General features: G+C 50.2%; 20 protein-coding genes. 6 read left to right on the top strand and 14 right to left on the bottom strand.

Annotated elements, in window-relative coordinates; all coding sequences use genetic code 11:
* Positions 1–90: 90 nt before the first annotated feature.
* The 4 genes from MHH78_RS10155 to MHH78_RS10140 all read right to left on the bottom strand — a co-directional run bounded on the left by MHH78_RS10155 (position 91) and on the right by MHH78_RS10140 (position 2,679).
* Positions 91–300, bottom strand: coding sequence for a hypothetical protein (locus MHH78_RS10155; protein WP_036690502.1), 210 nt, complete (start codon positions 298–300; stop codon positions 91–93).
* Positions 301–314: 14 nt separating this feature from the next.
* A complete protein-coding gene (locus MHH78_RS10150) occupies positions 315–836 on the bottom strand; it encodes a PRC-barrel domain-containing protein (protein WP_076082124.1) in 522 nt (173 codons plus the stop codon).
* Positions 837–925: 89 nt separating this feature from the next.
* Positions 926–2,077, bottom strand: coding sequence for a cysteine desulfurase family protein (locus tag MHH78_RS10145; RefSeq protein WP_341167315.1), 1,152 nt, complete (start codon positions 2,075–2,077; stop codon positions 926–928).
* Between the two features lie 131 nt (positions 2,078–2,208).
* Entirely contained in the window at positions 2,209–2,679 is a 471-nt protein-coding gene (locus tag MHH78_RS10140; protein ID WP_341167314.1) for a DUF523 domain-containing protein, read from the bottom strand.
* Positions 2,680–2,781: 102 nt separating this feature from the next.
* Here MHH78_RS10140 and MHH78_RS10135 point away from each other — a divergent pair, with 102 nt between their 5' ends.
* The 3 genes from MHH78_RS10135 to MHH78_RS10125 all read left to right on the top strand — a co-directional run bounded on the left by MHH78_RS10135 (position 2,782) and on the right by MHH78_RS10125 (position 5,959).
* Complete coding sequence (locus tag MHH78_RS10135) at positions 2,782–3,480, top strand: SOS response-associated peptidase (RefSeq protein ID WP_341167313.1); 699 nt, start codon at positions 2,782–2,784, stop codon at positions 3,478–3,480.
* Positions 3,481–3,590: 110 nt separating this feature from the next.
* Positions 3,591–5,405 carry an alpha-glycosidase gene (locus MHH78_RS10130; RefSeq protein ID WP_341167312.1) on the top strand — a complete coding sequence of 605 codons (1,815 nt, stop codon included), beginning with the start codon at positions 3,591–3,593 and terminating at the stop codon, positions 5,403–5,405.
* A gap of 149 nt (positions 5,406–5,554) precedes the next feature.
* A complete protein-coding gene (locus MHH78_RS10125; protein ID WP_341167311.1) occupies positions 5,555–5,959 on the top strand; it encodes a GNAT family N-acetyltransferase in 405 nt (134 codons plus the stop codon).
* Between the two features lie 6 nt (positions 5,960–5,965).
* Here MHH78_RS10125 and MHH78_RS10120 read toward each other — a convergent pair whose 3' ends face one another.
* The 3 genes from MHH78_RS10120 to MHH78_RS10110 are packed head-to-tail and all read right to left on the bottom strand — an operon-like array spanning position 5,966 to position 7,891.
* Entirely contained in the window at positions 5,966–6,445 is a 480-nt protein-coding gene (locus tag MHH78_RS10120) for a hypothetical protein (RefSeq protein WP_036732304.1), read from the bottom strand.
* Positions 6,442–7,701, bottom strand: a complete 1,260-nt coding sequence (locus MHH78_RS10115) for a DNA polymerase IV (protein ID WP_341167310.1) — start codon at positions 7,699–7,701, stop codon at positions 6,442–6,444. Before MHH78_RS10115 ends, MHH78_RS10120 begins: the two co-directional genes overlap by 4 nt.
* Positions 7,694–7,891 carry a hypothetical protein gene (locus MHH78_RS10110; RefSeq protein WP_341167309.1) on the bottom strand — a complete coding sequence of 66 codons (198 nt, stop codon included), beginning with the start codon at positions 7,889–7,891 and terminating at the stop codon, positions 7,694–7,696. Before MHH78_RS10110 ends, MHH78_RS10115 begins: the two co-directional genes overlap by 8 nt.
* 261 nt (positions 7,892–8,152) lie before the next feature.
* On the opposite strand from MHH78_RS10110, the gene MHH78_RS10105 reads away from it, so the two are divergent.
* Both MHH78_RS10105 and MHH78_RS10100 read left to right on the top strand, forming a co-directional pair.
* Positions 8,153–8,494 carry a DUF3221 domain-containing protein gene (locus tag MHH78_RS10105; RefSeq protein WP_341167308.1) on the top strand — a complete coding sequence of 114 codons (342 nt, stop codon included), beginning with the start codon at positions 8,153–8,155 and terminating at the stop codon, positions 8,492–8,494.
* A gap of 391 nt (positions 8,495–8,885) precedes the next feature.
* The gene (locus tag MHH78_RS10100; protein WP_341167307.1) at positions 8,886–9,887 is read left to right on the top strand and encodes a VanZ family protein; all 1,002 of its coding nucleotides are present in this window, start codon (positions 8,886–8,888) and stop codon (positions 9,885–9,887) included.
* A 147-nt stretch (positions 9,888–10,034) separates the two neighbouring features.
* Here the strand turns inward: MHH78_RS10100 and MHH78_RS10095 are convergent, their stop codons facing one another.
* From MHH78_RS10095 to MHH78_RS10065, 7 genes are all read right to left on the bottom strand, one after another.
* A complete protein-coding gene (locus tag MHH78_RS10095) occupies positions 10,035–10,523 on the bottom strand; it encodes a DUF4358 domain-containing protein (RefSeq protein WP_341167306.1) in 489 nt (162 codons plus the stop codon).
* 22 nt (positions 10,524–10,545) lie between these two features.
* A complete protein-coding gene (locus MHH78_RS10090; RefSeq protein ID WP_341167305.1) occupies positions 10,546–11,694 on the bottom strand; it encodes a DHHW family protein in 1,149 nt (382 codons plus the stop codon).
* A gap of 114 nt (positions 11,695–11,808) precedes the next feature.
* Positions 11,809–13,215 (bottom strand): MBOAT family O-acyltransferase, encoded by a 1,407-nt coding sequence (locus MHH78_RS10085; protein WP_341167304.1) that lies wholly within the window; start codon positions 13,213–13,215, stop codon positions 11,809–11,811.
* A gap of 35 nt (positions 13,216–13,250) precedes the next feature.
* The gene (locus MHH78_RS10080) at positions 13,251–13,937 is read right to left on the bottom strand and encodes a GDSL-type esterase/lipase family protein (protein ID WP_341167303.1); all 687 of its coding nucleotides are present in this window, start codon (positions 13,935–13,937) and stop codon (positions 13,251–13,253) included.
* Positions 13,938–13,996: 59 nt separating this feature from the next.
* Positions 13,997–14,806, bottom strand: coding sequence for a polysaccharide deacetylase family protein (locus tag MHH78_RS10075; RefSeq protein ID WP_341167302.1), 810 nt, complete (start codon positions 14,804–14,806; stop codon positions 13,997–13,999).
* 135 nt (positions 14,807–14,941) lie between these two features.
* Entirely contained in the window at positions 14,942–16,759 is a 1,818-nt protein-coding gene (locus MHH78_RS10070; protein ID WP_341167301.1) for a sensor histidine kinase, read from the bottom strand.
* Positions 16,756–17,433, bottom strand: a complete 678-nt coding sequence (locus tag MHH78_RS10065) for a response regulator transcription factor (RefSeq protein WP_076082183.1) — start codon at positions 17,431–17,433, stop codon at positions 16,756–16,758. Before MHH78_RS10065 ends, MHH78_RS10070 begins: the two co-directional genes overlap by 4 nt.
* A 336-nt stretch (positions 17,434–17,769) precedes the next feature.
* Between MHH78_RS10065 and MHH78_RS10060 the strand changes: the two genes are divergently transcribed.
* Positions 17,770–18,741, top strand: a complete 972-nt coding sequence (locus MHH78_RS10060; protein ID WP_341167300.1) for a hypothetical protein — start codon at positions 17,770–17,772, stop codon at positions 18,739–18,741.
* Positions 18,742–18,770: the final 29 nt, after the last annotated feature.

The following is an 18,770-nucleotide window of genomic DNA, read 5'->3' as shown; positions in this document are numbered from 1 at the left end:
TGCCCAAATACCGGGCGGCTTTTGAAGCCGCCCGGTATTTGGGCACGGCGAATCTATGTAACTGTTAGCCGGTTATGAATCAGGCAATGCTCAAGAGGAGGCGTGGATTTGCGGGAAATCCTGTGCAACCTCTTCACCCGAGAACAGATCGTCAAGCGAGCTGAGCGTGCCATCCTCTTCAACCTGATACACCGACATTTTCTCGCCGTTGACCGTTAGTTCGATGAAACAGCCCCAGCAATAGAACTGGTGGGAGCCGATCTTGCCGATATCCTTGGAGTTGCAGTTTGGACACTTCATATAATACATTCCACCTATCCGTTAACAATATTAATGGCATTTTGGAGCCGTTCTTCACTCATCGCAGGAACCAGTACAGAATCCTCTCCGATAGTCATCTCTTCAGAACAAGGCAGCCATTTGCGGCCTTCGATCAAATCAGTTACAAGCCCGTCACTGATTTCCAGCGCTACTATTGTGTTTCCCAACTTTTGGTCAAAATAAACATCCGATATTCGCCCAAGCACCGTTCCCGATGCTGTAAGCACCTGCCTGTCCTTCAATTTGTTCTTTCCCAAGAGGAAAGTATAGGATATATGGTCAGCGTCGACCTTAATAATCGACTCTTTATTGCGGATCATGACAGCATCTTCGCCATAAGCGGCAATATTATCCCATGCCACAACTTTCACATGACTAGAGAAAAAAGATTTGCTTTCCAGTTCAATACCCGTAATATTCCAGTTTGAATCCAGTCCGATATCGATTATTTCACCGACTTCCGTACCCTCTTCAACTTCATACACAGTGAGGCCAATCATATCTTGAAGCTTCATGGTATCCCAAATCCCCTCACCTTAAATATTGCATACGGGTTCCCATGAGCCGGAGTGCCTCTTAAACGGCTGCCAGAATGCACGGACGCCTAGTCTCTTGTACGCAGCCGGCTCAAAACGGTTCCAACTTTCTGGGCAACAACCTGCATTTCTTCATTAGTATTACCCAAACCTGTACTAAAGCGAATCGCAGAGTTCAAAAGTTCTTCCGGAAGCTTCATCGCCCGGAGGACATGCGAGATTTCCAGAGATCCTGATGTACAGGCCGAGCCGCTGGCCGCCGCAATCTGTTCCATATCCAGATTCATCAGCAGCACATCTGTCCCGGCTCCGGGAAAGCTGATATTCAGAATTCCAGGCACCGTATGCTGTTCATTTCCGTTGACGACATATCTCTCTGCTCCGACCTGCTTGTCCAGCTCCTCCAGCAGTGTTCTGCGGAGCTCCAGAGCCTGCTCATGATGACCCGGCAGCCCTTGTACAACCAGTTCAACGGCTCTGGCGAACCCGGCGGTATGAGCCAGACTCTCCGTGCCCGCCCGCCGGCCGCGCTCCTGAAGTCCGCCATGCTGTCTTGGCATAAGCGGCGCCCCCCGCCGGACGTACAAGCCTCCAATCCCCTGCGGACCTCCGATCTTGTGGGCCGAGAAGCTCATATAGTCTACCGGCAGGTCGCGGAGCACCAGGGGCAGCGTTCCCAGAGCTTGTACAGCATCTACATGCACAAGCACACCCCGTTCGGCCGCTAATCTGCCAATCTCTTCTATAGGCTGTACAGTTCCCACTTCATTATTCACATACATTATGCTAATCAGTACTGTATCCTCGCGCAGAGCCGATTCTACATCCTCCAAAGAGACACGGCCGGTAGCATCGACAGGAAGATAGGTGACCTCGAAGCCCTGCCCTTCCAGTTCCGCGCAGGTATGCAGCACTGCATGATGCTCAACCGCTGTAGTAATGATATGTCTACCCTTGGAAGCAGAAGCATAGGCCGCCCCGAACAGGGCGAGATTATCGCTCTCCGTGCCGCCGCTTGTGAACACCCACTCCTCAGGGGAACAGCCCAAAAAGCCCGCGATTCTATCGCGCGCCCCATTTATAATTCTCTTGGCAGACCGTCCGAACTGGTGCACACTGGACGCATTGCCGTACTCGTTCAACAGCATATGATACATAACCGCTGCCACCTCCGGATGAACCGGTGTTGAGGCGGCGTGGTCCAAATAGATGGGTTTCATAACGAAATTCTCCGCTTCTTGAAATTCAGGATTTTCTTACAGGACTACTAGATTATACTGCTGAACTGCCTGTTTTACCACCTGTTAATAAACACAATATTGTAACATTTGTCCATGGTGGGCGCTCCCGATCAGCCCTCTAATTCCGGCAACCGCGCGGCAAGCTGCTCCTCGGAGATCACTTCAATACCATGCAGCCGCAAGAGAGCTGTGGTCACGCCTTCTCCGGGGATTTTCCCGCCCGCAAATTCTCCGTTATAGATCCTGGAGCTACCGCAGGAAGGGCTGTTCTCTTTAAGGACAACAAGCGTGGCAGCTAAGCTGCGTGCCTGCTCCAGCGCGGCATACGCGCCTTCTATATACATTGCGGTTACATCATTCCCTGTTCTGTCAACCACCCGGGCCTGCCCCTCCAGCACATCTCTGCCGCTGCCGCCTATAATCTCTGCCGGTTCTCTCGGAGTAGAGAAGCCGCCCAGCAGCTCGGGGCATACTGCAACCGCCTGCCGGCTGTCCAGCAACTGCCGGATGCCCTGCTCCAGACAATCGGTTCCATTATATCTGACCTTCATTCCTGCCAGGCAGGAGCTTACGATAATCATGTGCGGCCGTCCCCCTTCGCAATCCTAAGTCTCATCTTATATAATGCTAAGACAAGCTGTTCGGTCTGTAAACCATTAACTGCCCAGGGAGGCATAGACAACATGTGCGGAAGATATACAATCACGGTAACACTGGAGGAACTGATCGCCAAGTATTTCATCCGGGAGCATCCGCTCATCCAATATGCACCGAGATATAACGCGGCTCCGATGCAGCATATTGCGGCGGTCATTCATGACGGAGCACAGAATAAGCTCGGAGAACTCCGCTGGGGGCTGCTCCCTTCCTGGTCCAAGGAGGACAAGAACGCTGCCAAGCTAATCAATGCCCGCAGTGAGACCCTGCTGGAGAAGGCTTCGTTCAAAGGGCTGGTGGCCTCCCGCCGCTGTGTGATTCCCGCAGACGGCTTCTATGAGTGGAAGGCCCTGGAAGGCGGCAAGCAGCCGATGCGGATCACGATGCGGGACGGTAAGCTGTTCTCCATGGCTGCACTGTATGATATCTGGACCAGTCCGGACGGCGGCAGAATCTCTACCTGCACGATCATCACCACCACCCCGAACACTCTCATGAAAGACATCCATGACCGGATGCCGGTCATTCTGGATGCAGACGGGGAAGCGCAGTGGCTGGAGCGCAGCAACCGGAATATTCCCGACCTGATGAAGCTGCTGCGGCCTTACGATGCCGAGCAGATGATGGCTTATCCCGTCTCCCCAGCCGTGGGCAATGCTCGGAGTGACTACCCGGAGCTGATCCGCAGAGCCGGGCCGGAGCCGGTGCAGGGCACCCTATTTTGACTGCTGCCTGGTGAAATATCTGCTGTTTGAAACCTCCGGTCCCAGGGTATTAACTAAAGCTCAACCCTCATAATATCCATCCACAATACGTATCCCAGGAGGAATTTCATATGGCTCCCAGCAGACAAGCAGTGTCCTTAAGCTCATCCGGCGCCTCCATCGAGCTGGAATGTCTCTATCATTCAACGCAGGGGAGATGGGCGTATGCCTATAACAAGGACACCTTCCACTTAAGAATCCGCAGCAAAAAAAACAACGTAGACCGGGTATTTGCCCTGATCGGCGACAAATACGACTGGGAGCAGCATCATCAGGAGCTGGGTATGCGCAAGGTGGCTACCGACAGCTTCTTCGATTACTGGGAAGCAGAGATCTTTCCCGAATTCAAACGCTTCTCCTATGGCTTCCGGCTGGAAACCGACCAGGAAACCGTATGGATGCTAGAATCCGGCTTCTTTACAGACGGGCTGCCCGAGCCTGCCGGAGGCTACTACGAAATGCCTTACCTTCATGAGGCCGACCTGCTTCAGGTTCCCGAATGGGCGAAATCTGCGGTCTTCTATCAGATCATGCCGGACCGGTTCGCTAACGGAGATCCGGCGAATGACCCCGAAGGGACACTCGAATGGGGGGCACCGCCCACCCACGACAGCTATTTTGGCGGAGACCTGCAGGGGATGATTGACCATCTGGATTATATTGCCGAGCTTGGCGTAACGGCGCTGTATCTGACCCCGGTCTTCCAGGCTCCCAGTAACCATAAATATGACACCGTTGACTACGGAACGGTCGATGCAAACTTCGGGGATCTCAATAAGCTTAAGCAGCTGGTGGACCTGGCTCATTCCAAAGGACTTAAGGTGGTCCTCGATGCTGTCTTCAATCATACCAGCTCTGAGTTCGCACCGTTCAAGGATGTGCTGGAGCATGGAGCGGATTCCAAATACGCAGGCTGGTTCCATGTCCATGATTATCCCGTTCAGGTGCTAGACGGCAAGGCCAACTATGATACCTTCGGCTTCTTCAGCGGAATGCCCAAGCTCAACACTGCCCATCCGGAAGCCAGAGATTATCTGCTGGATATCACCAAATTCTGGCTCAAGGAGGCACACATCGACGGCTGGCGGCTTGATGTAGCCAATGAGGTGGACCATGTGTTCTGGCGGGATTTCCGCAAGGCGGTCAAGGAGATTAACCCGGAAGCGTTCATCATCGGCGAGGTGTGGAGCGACTCCCTCAGCTGGCTGCAGGGCGACCAGTTCGATTCGGTAATGAACTATCCCTTCTCTGACCGGCTGCTGAAGTTCTTCGGCGCGGACAACGACATCGACGCGGACACCTTCGCCGCGCAGATCTACGGGCTGCTTATGCGGTACCCCCGGCAGGCGAATGAGGTGCTGTTCAATCTCCTGGCGAGCCATGATACCCCGAGAGTGCTCACCCGGCTGGGCGGAGACAAGGGGCGGCTGCAGCTGGCCATCACCTTCCTCTTCACATTCACCGGTACGCCGTGTATTTTCTATGGAGATGAGATCGGGATTACCGGCGGGGATGACCCGGACTGCCGCAAATGCATGATCTGGGAAGAGGACCGGCAGGACCGGGAGCTGCTGCGCTTTTATCAGAGCCTCATTGCCCTGCGCAAAGAGCACGAGGTGCTGCGCACCGGCCAGTTCCGCTTCCTGCGGAGTGATCCGGGCAGCCGGGCCCTAGTGTATGAACGCTGGAATGAGCACACCCGCTTCACGATCTGGATGAATAACTCCACTGAACCGCTGACGCTTACGCAATCACTGAGCGGCGGAGCTTGGCAGGATGCCTTTAGCGGTGAGCCGGCCAAGATGAACGGAGATCAGATCCGCCTGACGCTGGAGCCGCTGGAATACCGGATTCTGTATAGCGGACAAGCTGGCGGCGAAGCATGAGAATTCTATAATATAGACAACGGCAAGCCCCGGGAAGGGGCTTGTTTGTTTATAGCTGTTTGTTACACCGAGCCAGGCAACCTGAGGTGGTATACTTTTGTAAGGACAATCGTTCTTCACACACTATACAATGACAGGAGAATCGCCGCATGAACATTAGAACCGCAACCGAAGCCGATTATGATTATCTCGCAAGCCGTGACCACCATATCCTGAACTCACTTCTTCTATCTAAAATAAACCAGCAGGAGATTTACATTCTGAGCGAGGGTAGCCTGGACATTGGCTGGCTGCGGTACGGGTATTTCTGGGACCAGATCCCCTTCATGAATCTGCTGTGGATTGATGAGCCTTATCGCGGCGCAGGCTTCGGCAGACAGGCGGTGCAGCACTGGGAGCAAGCGATGCAGGCCATGGGCCATAAGCAGGTTATGACCTCCTCGATGGCCAATGAAGAGGCACAGCATTTCTACCGGAAACTGGGCTACCGGGACTCAGGCTGCCTGCTGCCGGATAATGAGCCGCTAGAGATTTTCTTCACCAAAGCGCTGTAGCTGATACTAACTGCTCAAATGCTGGTTTTTCAGACCGGCTCCAAGCTCCGCCGTGTACCTGGTCAGCCGCAGGCTGATCTCGGTGCGCATCACATCCCGGGTAAGTCCGAAGCGTTCCTGATACCCCCGGCAAAAGATTTTGTAATACACCAGGAACTCCTCCTGCTCATCCGCCAGCACCCGGATATTATGCTGCTTCAGCTCCTTCTGGAGCTGGTAGGTATCCTGCATAATACGCTGCTGAATCGCCTGGCCGGCGAGCATGAAAGCCCGCTTGAGAATGCTGTTGGACAGCTCAAGCTCCTTCAGGCTTTTGCTGACCATCGTATCCAGGTAAGGAAGCAGAATGAGGTCACGCACCATCGTCCGCTCCTCTACCGTAATCATTTTCCTGCCCTCTGTCCCCTGCTTCTGCTCATACTGCTGGACATGCTCTGTCATTAACATTTTGGATTTCCACCGCTCGTTTCCGTCTAGCTTGCTCATTTATAGTGCCCCCCAATCTGCTGCGCCCGTTCCAGAGCAACCCCAGACTCCAGCAAAGAAGACGCGCGGATCAGCGCCCCGCTTCCGTACCGGTTCTTGATCTGATCAATAGCCCGTTCTCTGTTACTGCTCCGCATCCGGTCGTCGAACAAGGTCAGCTGCATCACGCTGTCATCCGTCAGCTGGGATATGGAGATAGTCAACCGGCTAATCGGCAAGCCGCTCCAATGATCCACGAATAGCCGGTAGGCTGCCGCTGCCACCTCATGGGTTAACGACGAAGGCTCCGGCAGTGTCGTCTGCCGGCTGTAGGCATTCGAGGTGTTGCCGTCTGTCTCTACTACCGCAACAGACACTACCGCCCCCATGTACCGGTACTTCCGCGCCCGCCGGCAGACCTCAATCACCAGCTCCAGCAGCACCACCTCAATCTCCGGCAGCCGGGTATACAGATTCCAGCGCAGCGCTTTTCCATGGCCGACAGACTTCATCTCATGGCGTATCCCGGTGACCACCGGGCTGGGATCGATGCCGCGTGCGGTCTGCCAATAATATTCCGCTTGAATATCGCTCTGCTTGCCCAGGGTGCTGCGCATTCTCCGCTTCAGCTCGCCCAGCTCCATCCGGGCAATATCTCCAATGGTCGTAATGCCCATACGATAGAAATTCTTGGTCATCCGGCCCGCCACCATGAACATTTCATGCACCGGGCGCGGCCATAGCTCTGTCTCCAGATTATCGTAATCCAGCCGGAAAATTCCGCCCGCCTTCTTCTTGGCGAAGTTATTGGCCATTTTGGCGAGGATTTTGGACGGGCCGATGCCCACCCGGGTCCACACTCCGGTAGATAACAGAACATGCTGCTGGATCGAGTGAATCATCTCCGGCAAATCCCCTCCGAACACGCGCAGAGAGCCGGTCACATCCAGGAACTGCTCATCAATGCTGAAGGCCTCCACCAGATCGGTATACCCCTGGTAGATCTCGGAAATGAGGAGGGAGACCGTAATATAGGTCCCCATCCGCGGCCGGATGACCACGAGATCCCGGCATTTCGTCAGGGCTTCGCCCACGCGCGATGCGGTAGTTACGCCATAGGATTTCGCAAGCGGGCAAGCGGCCAGGACAATCCCGTTCATCCGCGACGGATCACCCACAGCAACAGGCTTATCTGCATATTCGGGATGGGCGGCTTTCTCAACGCTGGCGTAGAAGGACTGGCAGTCCGAGAGCAGAATAATTCGGTCCTTAGGCATACCTCCGCCCCCGTACCGGATGCCACGACAGGATGCTGGCGGTCAGGAATACACGGGGCTCGCCGGTGCTCAGACAGGTGGCACGAATCCTTCCGTCCCGAATCCCCCGTACCTCAATGGTCCGCTGCGTAATCTTGCCCGCCTTGTCCAGATATATCATTTCTATAGTTTGGCCGATGCTCATCTTCATGATTAATCGCCTCCGGGCTCAAGTAGGAACATTTGTTTGTATTATAACCAGGATTAAGATTTTTAAGCAATGGTAAAATAGAACAGGCGTTCCCTTTAAGATAGGGTATGCTGAGGCGGGGATAGTTAGAACCGGGAAGGGACATTTAGAGATAAAGAAAAGCTGGAACAAACAGGAATTTCACCGCATTCCCTAGCTGGAACTGAAACCCAAAAGGAGGTAATATTGAATAATGTCATACCCCTTCAAAGGAGAATGTCCATGCTTCTAAAAGCGAGTCTCCAATGGATTCTCATTTTCGTTTTTTTGTTAGGCCTAGCCGCCTGTAGCAAGGGGGATAATGTTTTTAAAGGGAAGGTACACACAGTAGATGTAGAGAATACAAGAATCTTGGTAATCGCTCAGTTGAAAGAAGAAGACTTGAATAAGAATTACAAGGAAGTTCTAGAAACTAATATGTATTCTCAAGCCATTTGGGTAAATAAAGTTTCACCTTCTAATTATAAAAAGGGTGATGAGATTGAAGTGTTCTATCAAACAAGTGATGATTCTTTTCCGGCACAAGTTACCGCCAACAAAATTGTAAAATCAAAAATGGAGTAATGAAGCCTGCAAGCCAAGCAAGGGCCCCGAGCTACTTCGGTTCCTTACGGACCAGAGAGCCGTTAATTTGAAGAAACGGGAACTTCTTGCGGAGTAACGGACCGAGTGGACCTTATTGTCTCTCTAAAGAACGTTTAGGAGCGGAATCCGCAACTTGCCCAAGTTGTGACTCTCCTTCGAAATAAGCGCGTCTCAGTCCGTAACGCCGAGCCGACCGTCCCATTAAGACCGAACCCCGTCGGAGTATGAGCATTGTGTGTGGATAGAGGAAGCTCGATTACTGAGGGGCTGGACTGCAACTGTCCGCCTTGCTTGGGCTAACGAAGATAGCTTATACTTCCTTTGTCCTCTGCAAGGGACATAAACTACCGGTAAAGAGAGGTCAACCATCATGTTTCAAGGCAAACAGAGGACCGCCGTCTGGATCGGTTTAGGTCTGTACACGGGTCTCACCTTATTTTTCTTGTTCGCCGGCTTCAACCGCTCATCGGCTCTGCCGGAGACGGGCTTACGTTATCGCTTGGCTTTTGACGGGATTCCGTTGATATTTCCGGGCTATGGTTATTCGGAGCTTTGGGTCTTCAGCCTGGGTAACTATCTGGCCTTCGTACCGTTCGGGCTATTCATTCCGCTACTGGTCCGCTCCCGGTTCCTGCCGTTCCTCTTGGTCTTCATAGCAGCCATCACCGGGGTAGAGCTGATTCAGATGGTGACCCATTTGGGTGCGTTCGACATTAACGACATCGTCGTTAATACGCTCGGTGCAGCTGTCGGCTACGGCGCCCAGCGGCTGATCCGCCGCGACCGGTGGGCGCCAATAGGTATGCTCAAGCTCCTGTCCTCAGGCGCGGTCTTGACACTACTCGTCTACTCCGCCGTGAGCGGTATCAATTATTATCTGGAGCATGGCCGCGGGGAGATCAGGGCGCTGGATCAGCTCCCTGTTGAACGTGGTAAAATACAGTGGGAACAAAGGCTCAACAGCTTCACTATGGCCCAAGAACAGATCGAACCAGCTATCAATCTGTACAGCCCTGATCATCCGGGACTCCACGAGTTCTCACTGCGCCTGGATGGACAGTATAAGGAGTTAACCGGGAATTTCGGCGTCCCTGACGATGCTATCCCTGCTAAGGGCAGCGGCACCGGCAGCGTCATAATCAGCGCCGACGGAGAAGAGATTTATTCCCTGGATGTGAATATCGCACCGGGAGAGAATCAGCCGCTGTCTTTTCAGGTTAGAGTTGAAGGCAGACAAGAGCTGATCATCACAATCAATACCGAGGCTGCCGACCCTCGAACCCATGCGGTGTTGTGGGACCTTACGCTCGTGGAGGCCAATGCCGGACAAAAGCTGGCAGCGCGGCTTCACCGGTTGCTCGGCGGGGGATAAAATAAATAGGCCCGCTAGCCAAATTGTTCCTGCAGATAGTTATCGGGAATACGAAGGGGCTCGTGTAACGTCTGGTTTGGAAGCTTAGGCGTGACCCTTCCAAGCCGTGGATGGCCCGAGGGGGTCTTTTTCATATAGTGTAAGGGATCATTTAAGCGCTTCGTTAAACGCGCTTTCGATTTGCTCCGCATCCTTGGAGACCGTGAACAAAATATAACAGCCCTTGACCTTTAATATATGCTTTTCGACGAGGTAAAATTGCTCGGGGCGGTAGTCTTTCAGCTTGACTTTTTGAGCCTCGATTCTTTCCATGATCTTTTCCTTAACGCTGTCCGCTTGATCCTCTTGTTTCACTCTGATCACGGCCAGTTCATTCGCTTCGACGTTCGATTCTGCTGTATACAGCACAAAATCCTGAACGTCATCTGCATTAAGCTGATAGAGCTTCTTAAGCCTGCTCATATCCCCCTTGTCCATAGCTTCCATAGAAGCCGCTTGCTTGATACGCTCTTCAATGGTATGGACTGGAACGTCTTTGGCATCTTCTTTCTTACTGGAGCATCCGATCAAGATGCCACATAAAATCATGACGGCAGACAGGACAACCACGTATTTAATTTTCTGTCCAGTAAGCATGGTTACTGACCTCCTTTTTGGATTATTTCACAGAATCCGCTAACGCTTTAATGGATGGATCTTCAAAAAATGTCGTCATATTATACAAAATCAGCATGTCACGGATTTGCCGTTCTTCCATAAGTTTCAGTACATCCCCCTCATAATATCTGAGATCTATCACATCAATTTCGCTAAAATGCGGGGTTAAAAAAGGGATCAGGCTGTTGGCATACGAATCTTTAACAATAAGCAGTCTTCTCCCTTCCGCACTGCCAGTTGTTATGCGAAGCAAGCCATGATTCCCGTTGAAAAAAACAGTGTATTTATCCTTCTTGGTGAGGTTTTCCATAGCGTACATCGAATCCGCACTTTGCTGTTCGTGGGCGTACTCCACGGAAACGGTCTCCGGTACCTTTGGATAATACAGCTCAATAGCATCCGGCCGTATGTGCCTGAATCCGCTTTTCGAATACAAAGATCCATAGAACTGACTAGTGACTTGACGGATGTTGAAATCATCTTCGTTCCTGGGTGTAAAACCCATGGGCGCGCCCAACTCCCGATAGGCAAGGAAAGCGCCTTGGGTCGTCCAGTGATGGTCTGTTCTATAATAGACCGGTTGCTCCTTGTTCGCCTCCAGCGCGGGGGAAACATGGACACACTGAATGTCCCCGAGATCAGAATCCTTGATCTTGTCCCAATAGCCCCTCTCATCCCCACCGGAAGCATAAGGCGGCAATTTATCCTCAAGTATGGAAGCTGCCGTCGGCACGAGCATCATATATTTGCGCAGACCAGGCGTAGCCTGATCAAAGGCTTGAATGGCTTTCAGCTTGTCTGCCAAATCCTCATGTCCGGGAGGAGTGAATTTTTGAATTAAGTACCCGTCCTTGCCGAGGTAGACCCCGTTGCTCTCTTTTTTCCCCAATCCCTGGTCCGCATCGGATTTCAGTCCAATCCAAAAGTCTCTCTCCATAAACTGGTCCGATAGATACGCTTCAAATTCTGAAGTAAACTTGCCTGATCCTAAGGTTTGAAGCGAGAATGTCGGGAGCTGCTGCAGCATCCGGTTCTCTGATTCGGAAAATACTTTCCTCGGGGTCAGACAGTTGACAACCAATACCGCCCCGGTAAACATCAGCAGTACAATGGCGAGTGCGCGATAATAGACCTGGTCGTACTTCTTCAAAGATAATCACCTCCACAAGTGGAAACGGCTCTGCCGTCCTTTCAGGGACTGCACACGTTTCAGCGAGAAATAGAAGGATAAGTTATCGTGTGAAACAGATAAATTCTTCTATTTTTAAAAACGAAAGTATAAGAATGGATTGTACGTTGCATTGACCAGATAGGCTGTTGAGGCCACGATAAAGATGAAGTAGATGGCGGAAGCGGCAAGCGTGCCGAAGCGGGCAAACCTGGTTCTGAACCGGGTCAGTGCTCTGCCGGGAAACGGCGTGGCACAAACCGCCAAGATAAGCAGCAGCAGGGCATTCGTCGACACATCGTAGAGCGCCCGGTTGTCCGCGAATCCACTGGCCCCGGCGCCAAACATCGTTCCGATGAAGGTCATGGCTGCGGGCAAATGTTCAAATTCGAAAAATACCCAGCCGATGATCACGACAATCAGGGTGTAGGCATGGCTTATAAAGACCGGCAAGCGCTGAAGCTGTTTCAAGAGAACCAGCTTTTCAAGTGTGACAAAGAGACCGAAATATAAGCCCCAAATGATAAAATTCCAGCTCGCTCCATGCCACAATCCGGTTATAAACCATACCACCGCCAAGTTTCGGAGCTGTTTCAGCTTACCCGCACGGTTCCCGCCAAGCGGAATGTAGATATACTCACGGAACCAGGCACCGAGCGAAATATGCCACCTCCGCCAGAATTCCGTAATACTCCTGGAGATATAAGGATAGTTAAAGTTCTCCATAAATTCGAACCCGATCATTTTCCCCAAACCGCGCGCCATATCCGAATATCCGCTAAAATCAAAATAGATTTGAAACGTAAAGGCGATAATGCCGAGCCATGCGGAGAGAACCGACAGCTCCACCGCAGGCACCGCTTTGACGCTTGTCCACAGCAAACCGATATTGTTGGCAAGCAGTACTTTTTTGGCGAGCCCTCTGATAAACAATTCCGCCCCTTCGCCAAAACGCTCCAACGTCACTTTGCGGTTAACGAGCTGCCCCGCAATGTCTCCGTATTTAACGATCGGTCCCGCTACAAGCTGCGGAAACATCGTCACGTAGGCGCCGAAGGCGATCAGATTCTTCTGAACAGGCATCTTCCTGCGGTAAACATCGATGATGTAAGACATCGTCTGGAACGTGTAGAACGATATGCCCACCGGAAGCGGAAGATCTGCTGCCTGCAAGTGCAGGTTGAACAACGAGTTGATATTATCGAACACGAAACCTGCGTATTTAAAAAATCCAAGAATCCCCAGGCTGCCAATCATGGACAGAATCAAAACTCCCCGTGCAATCCCTTTACGATGCCTGTATCTATCGATCAGGATCCCGTTCACATAGTCGAATACCGTCGAGAAGATCATGAGGAAGATGTAGACGGGCTCCCCCCATGCATAGAAGATCAGACTTGCGCCGAGCAGAATAGCATTTCTAATCCTCATACGCGAGAGATAGTAGATCAGCATGGTGACCGGCAGAAAGAGAAATAGAAATATAAGGCTGCTAAAGACCATTTCCCGTCACCTCCAGACCTTCATCCAGCTGCATGTTATTTCACCTGATCTTTCAGCAAATCGAGCATACGTGTATAAAATCCCGGTTTAAAATGAATGCCGTCTGAACTATACAAATGTTGGCCGTCAACAAAGATGGAGGATAAATCGGCAAATCCGACCTGCTGCTTGTCCGCCAGCTCTTTTAATCCCTGGTTGTAATCGTCGATATTTTTGTAACGTGGTTCCACTTGTTCAGCTTCCGGTGTAACCGGCGTAACCGGTAAAATCGTTATGGATGCCTGCGGAAGCTTCTCCTTGATGCTGTCGATCAATTGGTCGTAGAACTTCAGTGAATACTGCTTGGGGTTATCGGTAATTTGCGGCGGCAATAGAATATCGTCGGATCCCAGCATAATAAATACATGTTGCGGATTCCGCTCTGCCAGCTTATCAACATCTCCACCGATAAGAGCCAGCTCAACCGTCTTTCCGGCACCTGCCACTACATTGAAATTTTCCAAAATGTCATGGTAAGACAGCGCCTCTGTAATCGAATCTCCCAGAAATACGCTGTTCTTAAATATTGTTTTATAGGAAATAGAGTTTGGCTGCTCCGGGGGTGCTGTTTCATTGACCTGTGGCTGAGACGTCACGTTTTGCGGATTTTGCCCACTCCCGCAGGCTGCCAAGGTGAGTGCGGTGCTGCCTATAACTAGCGTTAAGATGATTTTTTTAAACATGAATATTGTCCTCTCTGAATTTAAAATTAGGTAAGGATAGCTGCGCTCTTCTCACCCGGCTATAAGCGGTCATCCTTCTGGAAATTCAGGTGAAAATGTGCGTCATCCGAATAAACGCCAAACTGGTACCCTTTTTCCTGATAAAAGGCAATGATTTCCGGAAGAACCTGCAGCGTTTGCGGTTTTTCGTGCATCAGTACCACCTCCAGATCGACCTTCGTCGCTTTTTTGATGTTTTCGACGATTTGCTCCGGATGGTCCTTCAGACTCCAGTCGTTCGATTCAATCGTCCAGTCCCAAATTTTCATTCCCTCATTAGCGATTTGGTCGCGAAGCTTCTTATCGTTCAGTCCAGGCACCGAACCGTACGGCGGACGCACTAAATGGGGTTGTTCACCCGTGATATCATGAATCAGTGCTAAGTTTGCTTTCATCTCAGATACGAATTGTCCTTCTTCGTACAGCTTCTTGTTCTGGTGAGTCATACTGTGTCCTCCGACATAATGCCCCTCCCGTACAGCACGCTTTACCTCGCTTTGCAGACTTTTTCGCTGCAATTGGCTGCCTTGCATGAAAAAAGTGGCCTTGACGCCATGTTGCTGTAACACGTCAAGAAATTCCCCCGTCAACTCGCTGGGACCGTCGTCAAACGTTAAATAGACGATCTTCCCTGCCGGTCTAGCCCCCTTGCTTACCACATTAGCCTCACTGATATTCCTCGCAGCAAGTTGGTGCACAGACTGTTCCCCATACTCCTCAGCAATAACAGTCCTATCAAGTGGCAGCCATCTCATCAGACCCAAACCAAGCAGGCCAACGGCTGCAAGAAACATGGCTCGCCGTCTGCGGATCTTTGATTTTGCTGTCATGTTCAATCCACCCCCTCTCTCTCTAATAGAAAGATTAACAGGGAGAGATGCAGAACAAGTGCAGAGGAAATCAATGCTGTATCAAAAAAGAACAAAAAAAGCGCAGAACCGAGGTCTGCACTTTTTTCCATATTTCTACGCTTTTTTATTCAATTGAAAATAAAACATCACTCCATCGGAGGTATTGTTCACGCCGTAAGGCACGCCGTGCATCTCCAATATTTTCTTGGATATGGCAAGGCCAAGCCCCGTTCCGCCGGTTGACCGGTGACGGGAGGTGTCACCGCGGTAGAAACGGTCCCAAATTTTCCCCAGTTGCTCATCGGGGATATGGGCACCTTTATTTTCGATGCAAATGCGAATGGTGTCCTTCTCTTCCGAAGTAGTTACGAAGATAGATTCATGCTCCGGCGTATAGAAAATCGCGTTGGTAAGGAAATTGACGATGACCTGCTCTATACGGCGTTCGTTCCCCTCGACTTCGGCAGGGATAAGCGAAGTACGGAGAAGCAGCTGCCTGGCCGCAAAGTCCGGCGTTAATTTAGCGCATACCCGCTGGATGACTGCATCGATATAGAACGAACCGGTGTCCATTTTATACGTACCCGATTCATATTTTGCCAATTCCAGCATATCCGTGATCAGCAGATTCATCCGGCCGACCTCGTCTTCCATTGCCGCAAAATAATGCTCCCGCTTATGGCTGGCAACCCCGTCATGTAAAATGGCAAGGCAGCTCTGAATAACGCTGAGTGGAGTCTTCAGCTCATGGGATACGCCGGATATAAATTCTTTCCGCGTATGCTCCAGCTGCTTTTCCTTCTCAATGTCCTGTTCAAGCTGAAGGATATGGGAATGCAGGCGCTCGGATAGCTCATTAATGCTGCCCGACAAGTCTCCGATTTCATCCTTGGTTGTGACGGGAATGGTCTCCGAAAAATCAAGGTCTGCCATTTGCCGGGTGGTACGGTTGATGCGCAGCAACGGCCGGGCAATCTGACGGGAGTAGTAAAACGATGCGAGCAGTGCGAGCAGCAAGGTCACAATAATGATATACCCGTAGTAGTTTTTGATGATGCCTACGGCTTCATTCACAGGCTGCAGCGATGTCATTGCGAACAGGTATGCCGGATTTCCGTCACGATCTTGGGTGCGGTCCACGAAAATTTTGTAGTTCACGTGATTTTCTTCAACATCTACGATCTGCTTTGCGTTCGTGACATCCTTAAAGTCGCCGTACAATAGATCCGCCTGGAAAGCTTTGATACGGTCCAGAAACAAGTGATTGGTGTAACGCGAGACTCCCGCCCCTTCCGGCACCCGAACTTTTGTAATGGTTCCCTTGACCAGAAATGTGGAATATTGCTCGCGATATTGGGCCGCGTTCGTTTGTTCGAGGACCTCGTACTCTTTGCTCACCATCTGATGATTCTCCAGCCGGCTCTCGTCTCTCAGATTGGCACTGTTCCTTCCCATCCGCTGGATTACAGGCTGGTTGTTCATGATCAAGCCTTCTATAGCGATCGTTCCCCCTTCTTCAATCCAGGGAGTGAGGAACGTTTGATTGCTGCTGAAGTCCTCTACGTTGATGAAACTGTATAGAGGTACGGTTATCGTTGTGTCAGAAAGCGCAGATTCTTCCGAACGGTCCAGCTTAATTTCCATGAAAAAATCGCCGGCATACTTTATATTTCCGCGGGTGTCCAAAGCCGTGATCCAGGTATTATGCTTTTGAAAAAAGTCCTGCTCCAGCCTGGCCATCTCCTGCGTGTTCGAGGCATGCTTCAGGTAGTCCTGCTCATAAGCCTGAACCGCCGCGTTAACATCCTTCATTTTTTGATGAACATAAAACTGTTTGAAAAATACGGTTTGCAGGATAAAAATAACGGCGATCAGGAACAGGCACAACCCCGCTGTCAACAGGAACAGTTTTAGAACAATCCCCCTCTTCATAGCTCTTCCTCAAATTTATATCCTGAACGCACAACCGTAACAATCTGCCTGGCATGCTCCCCCAGCTTGGAACGCAAATTGCGGATATGACTGTTAACCGTACGATCATCGCCCGCGAAATCATATCCCCAAATTTTCGTAATCAGTTGCTCTCTGCTGATAATGATCCCTTTATTTTGCAACAGATAGGCCAATATTTCGAATTCCGTATGCGTTAAATCAGAGCTGGTGCCGTCAATCGAAACGGTCCGGGAGGGAAAATGAATCGAAATGCCTCCGCCGGACAACGTGTCGCTCTCATGTCCGCCGGTATGCCTGCTCTCAAGCAGCCGCTTTACCCGTGCCAGCAGAATCAGAGGGCGGTAAGGCTTGGTCACGTAGTCGTCGGCGCCAAGCTCGAACCCAAGCAACGTATCGTCCTCATCCGAACGGGCCGTCAATATGATAATCGGCACATTCGATGTCTTGCGGATTCGCCTGCACACAGACCATCCATCCAGTTCAGGCAACATGATATCCAGTAAAATCAGGTCAACCTCATGCTCCTGAAATAACGAGATCGCCTGCTTCCCGTCAATGGCTTCAATCACGCGATACCCCTCTTCCAGCAGATAATCCTTCATGATTTCCCGTAAAATATTCTCATCTTCCACAATCAATATTGTTTTTGACATGTCATAACCTCACCTTTGTTGTAGAACCAGGAACGCAACACTCATACAACTACCAAAGTACACCATATAGGTTACCCTATACAGATAAAGATCATATGCAGATGGATTGGAGATTGAGTGAATGCTGTCATTTCGGGGGATAGGAAGGCGGTTTGAAAAATAATTGCACTGGTGGAGTTATTGAGCCGGTGCTGGTGATCCAGTCGCCGGGGACCATTAAAAAATTGCCGGAAGAGCCACTGCTCCCTGGGTGGGAGAACATAATACCATAGTAAATATTCCCCAATTCTGATAAAGTAGATTTTGATATATGTATCAGAATTAGGGGGAAAGCAATTGAAAAAACAACTTTTTTTCTGCATCATCATAACGACAGTAATTCTTTCAGGATGCAGTAACTCAAAAAATAATAATTCAGAGGACACAGGAGCATCTCCGACCGCTACAGAGTCCGCAACATCGTCCATCCCTTCCACTTCTCCAACCAACTCACCCGAGCCGCAAAAAGAGCTTTCTGATTCGGAAAACCTGGCACTTGAATATGTGAGTACTTTCTTAAATGGGTCAGATATTGAAGCGAAAAAGAAATTTGTTTCTGATAAAATTCACCCAGATGTTAAAGAAATTTTCCAGATGGCAGAATCAACTGAAACCCCAGAAGATAACAAACTTAAGAATGCAACGGTCATTGAGTCGGAAGATTACACCGATTCCGCAGGCGGAAAAGATAAGCTTATTTTAATTCAAGGTGAGAAACCATCAAACTCTAAAAGTGAACTAGTCATTCTCATTAAAGATGATAAAATTGGCTGGGGCTACTCCTCATCCGACAAGGAAAAAGCAGCGTTTAATGAGATCAGAAAGCTCTTCAAAGAGCCTGCGCCTGATGCTTCTGACTCGGGCAATGTTTCTTCTACCTCAGAACAATCTCCTAAAAGTATGCTGACCGACATCAGAAACTTTGTGGTTTCTGACATTTGGAATGTTGGCTTTGTTGATATAAGCTCATATATTAGTAGTGGAACAAGTAGTACAGGTGAAAGTCTGGATATAGATTTTACAATCGAACAATTAGGGAAAGCAATGAATAAAAAGGCAGAATATGATGCCTACATAAGTGGCCTGGATACAAAATATGATTCGATAAAGAAAATATGGATAAAACTTTCAGGTGAAATTGATCGGATGTATAAACAAATTCAGGATATTCCACCGAAAGCAAACGATACAAATTCTAAACTTGATACAGGAATTTTCAAACAATACTTGAACGCGTTTACTGATGAAGTGGATAACCTGACTAAATAATGCTTAGGTAAACTATATGATAATTCAGC

Source organism: Paenibacillus sp. FSL H3-0333 (genome assembly GCF_038002805.1).
In the GTDB taxonomy this organism is placed as follows: domain Bacteria; phylum Bacillota; class Bacilli; order Paenibacillales; family Paenibacillaceae; genus Paenibacillus_AQ; species Paenibacillus_AQ silagei.
This window is presented reverse-complemented; position numbering and strand designations above follow the sequence as displayed.

Bases quoted from the DNA above. Each gene is read 5' to 3' on its own strand.
- MHH78_RS10155 (WP_036690502.1), bottom strand. From the start codon at position 300: ATGAAGTGTCCAAACTGCAACTCCAAGGATATCGGCAAGATCGGCTCC.
- MHH78_RS10150 (WP_076082124.1), bottom strand. From the start codon at position 836: ATGAAGCTTCAAGATATGATTGGCCTCACTGTGTATGAAGTTGAAGAG.
- MHH78_RS10145 (WP_341167315.1), bottom strand. From the start codon at position 2,077: ATGAAACCCATCTATTTGGACCACGCCGCCTCAACACCGGTTCATCCG.
- MHH78_RS10140 (WP_341167314.1), bottom strand. From the start codon at position 2,679: ATGATTATCGTAAGCTCCTGCCTGGCAGGAATGAAGGTCAGATATAAT.
- MHH78_RS10135 (WP_341167313.1), top strand. From the start codon at position 2,782: ATGTGCGGAAGATATACAATCACGGTAACACTGGAGGAACTGATCGCC.
- MHH78_RS10130 (WP_341167312.1), top strand. From the start codon at position 3,591: ATGGCTCCCAGCAGACAAGCAGTGTCCTTAAGCTCATCCGGCGCCTCC.
- MHH78_RS10125 (WP_341167311.1), top strand. From the start codon at position 5,555: ATGAACATTAGAACCGCAACCGAAGCCGATTATGATTATCTCGCAAGC.
- MHH78_RS10120 (WP_036732304.1), bottom strand. From the start codon at position 6,445: ATGAGCAAGCTAGACGGAAACGAGCGGTGGAAATCCAAAATGTTAATG.
- MHH78_RS10115 (WP_341167310.1), bottom strand. From the start codon at position 7,701: ATGCCTAAGGACCGAATTATTCTGCTCTCGGACTGCCAGTCCTTCTAC.
- MHH78_RS10110 (WP_341167309.1), bottom strand. From the start codon at position 7,891: ATGAAGATGAGCATCGGCCAAACTATAGAAATGATATATCTGGACAAG.
- MHH78_RS10105 (WP_341167308.1), top strand. From the start codon at position 8,153: ATGCTTCTAAAAGCGAGTCTCCAATGGATTCTCATTTTCGTTTTTTTG.
- MHH78_RS10100 (WP_341167307.1), top strand. From the start codon at position 8,886: ATGTTTCAAGGCAAACAGAGGACCGCCGTCTGGATCGGTTTAGGTCTG.
- MHH78_RS10095 (WP_341167306.1), bottom strand. From the start codon at position 10,523: ATGCTTACTGGACAGAAAATTAAATACGTGGTTGTCCTGTCTGCCGTC.
- MHH78_RS10085 (WP_341167304.1), bottom strand. From the start codon at position 13,215: ATGGTCTTTAGCAGCCTTATATTTCTATTTCTCTTTCTGCCGGTCACC.
- MHH78_RS10080 (WP_341167303.1), bottom strand. From the start codon at position 13,937: ATGTTTAAAAAAATCATCTTAACGCTAGTTATAGGCAGCACCGCACTC.
- MHH78_RS10075 (WP_341167302.1), bottom strand. From the start codon at position 14,806: ATGACAGCAAAATCAAAGATCCGCAGACGGCGAGCCATGTTTCTTGCA.
- MHH78_RS10070 (WP_341167301.1), bottom strand. From the start codon at position 16,759: ATGAAGAGGGGGATTGTTCTAAAACTGTTCCTGTTGACAGCGGGGTTG.
- MHH78_RS10065 (WP_076082183.1), bottom strand. From the start codon at position 17,433: ATGTCAAAAACAATATTGATTGTGGAAGATGAGAATATTTTACGGGAA.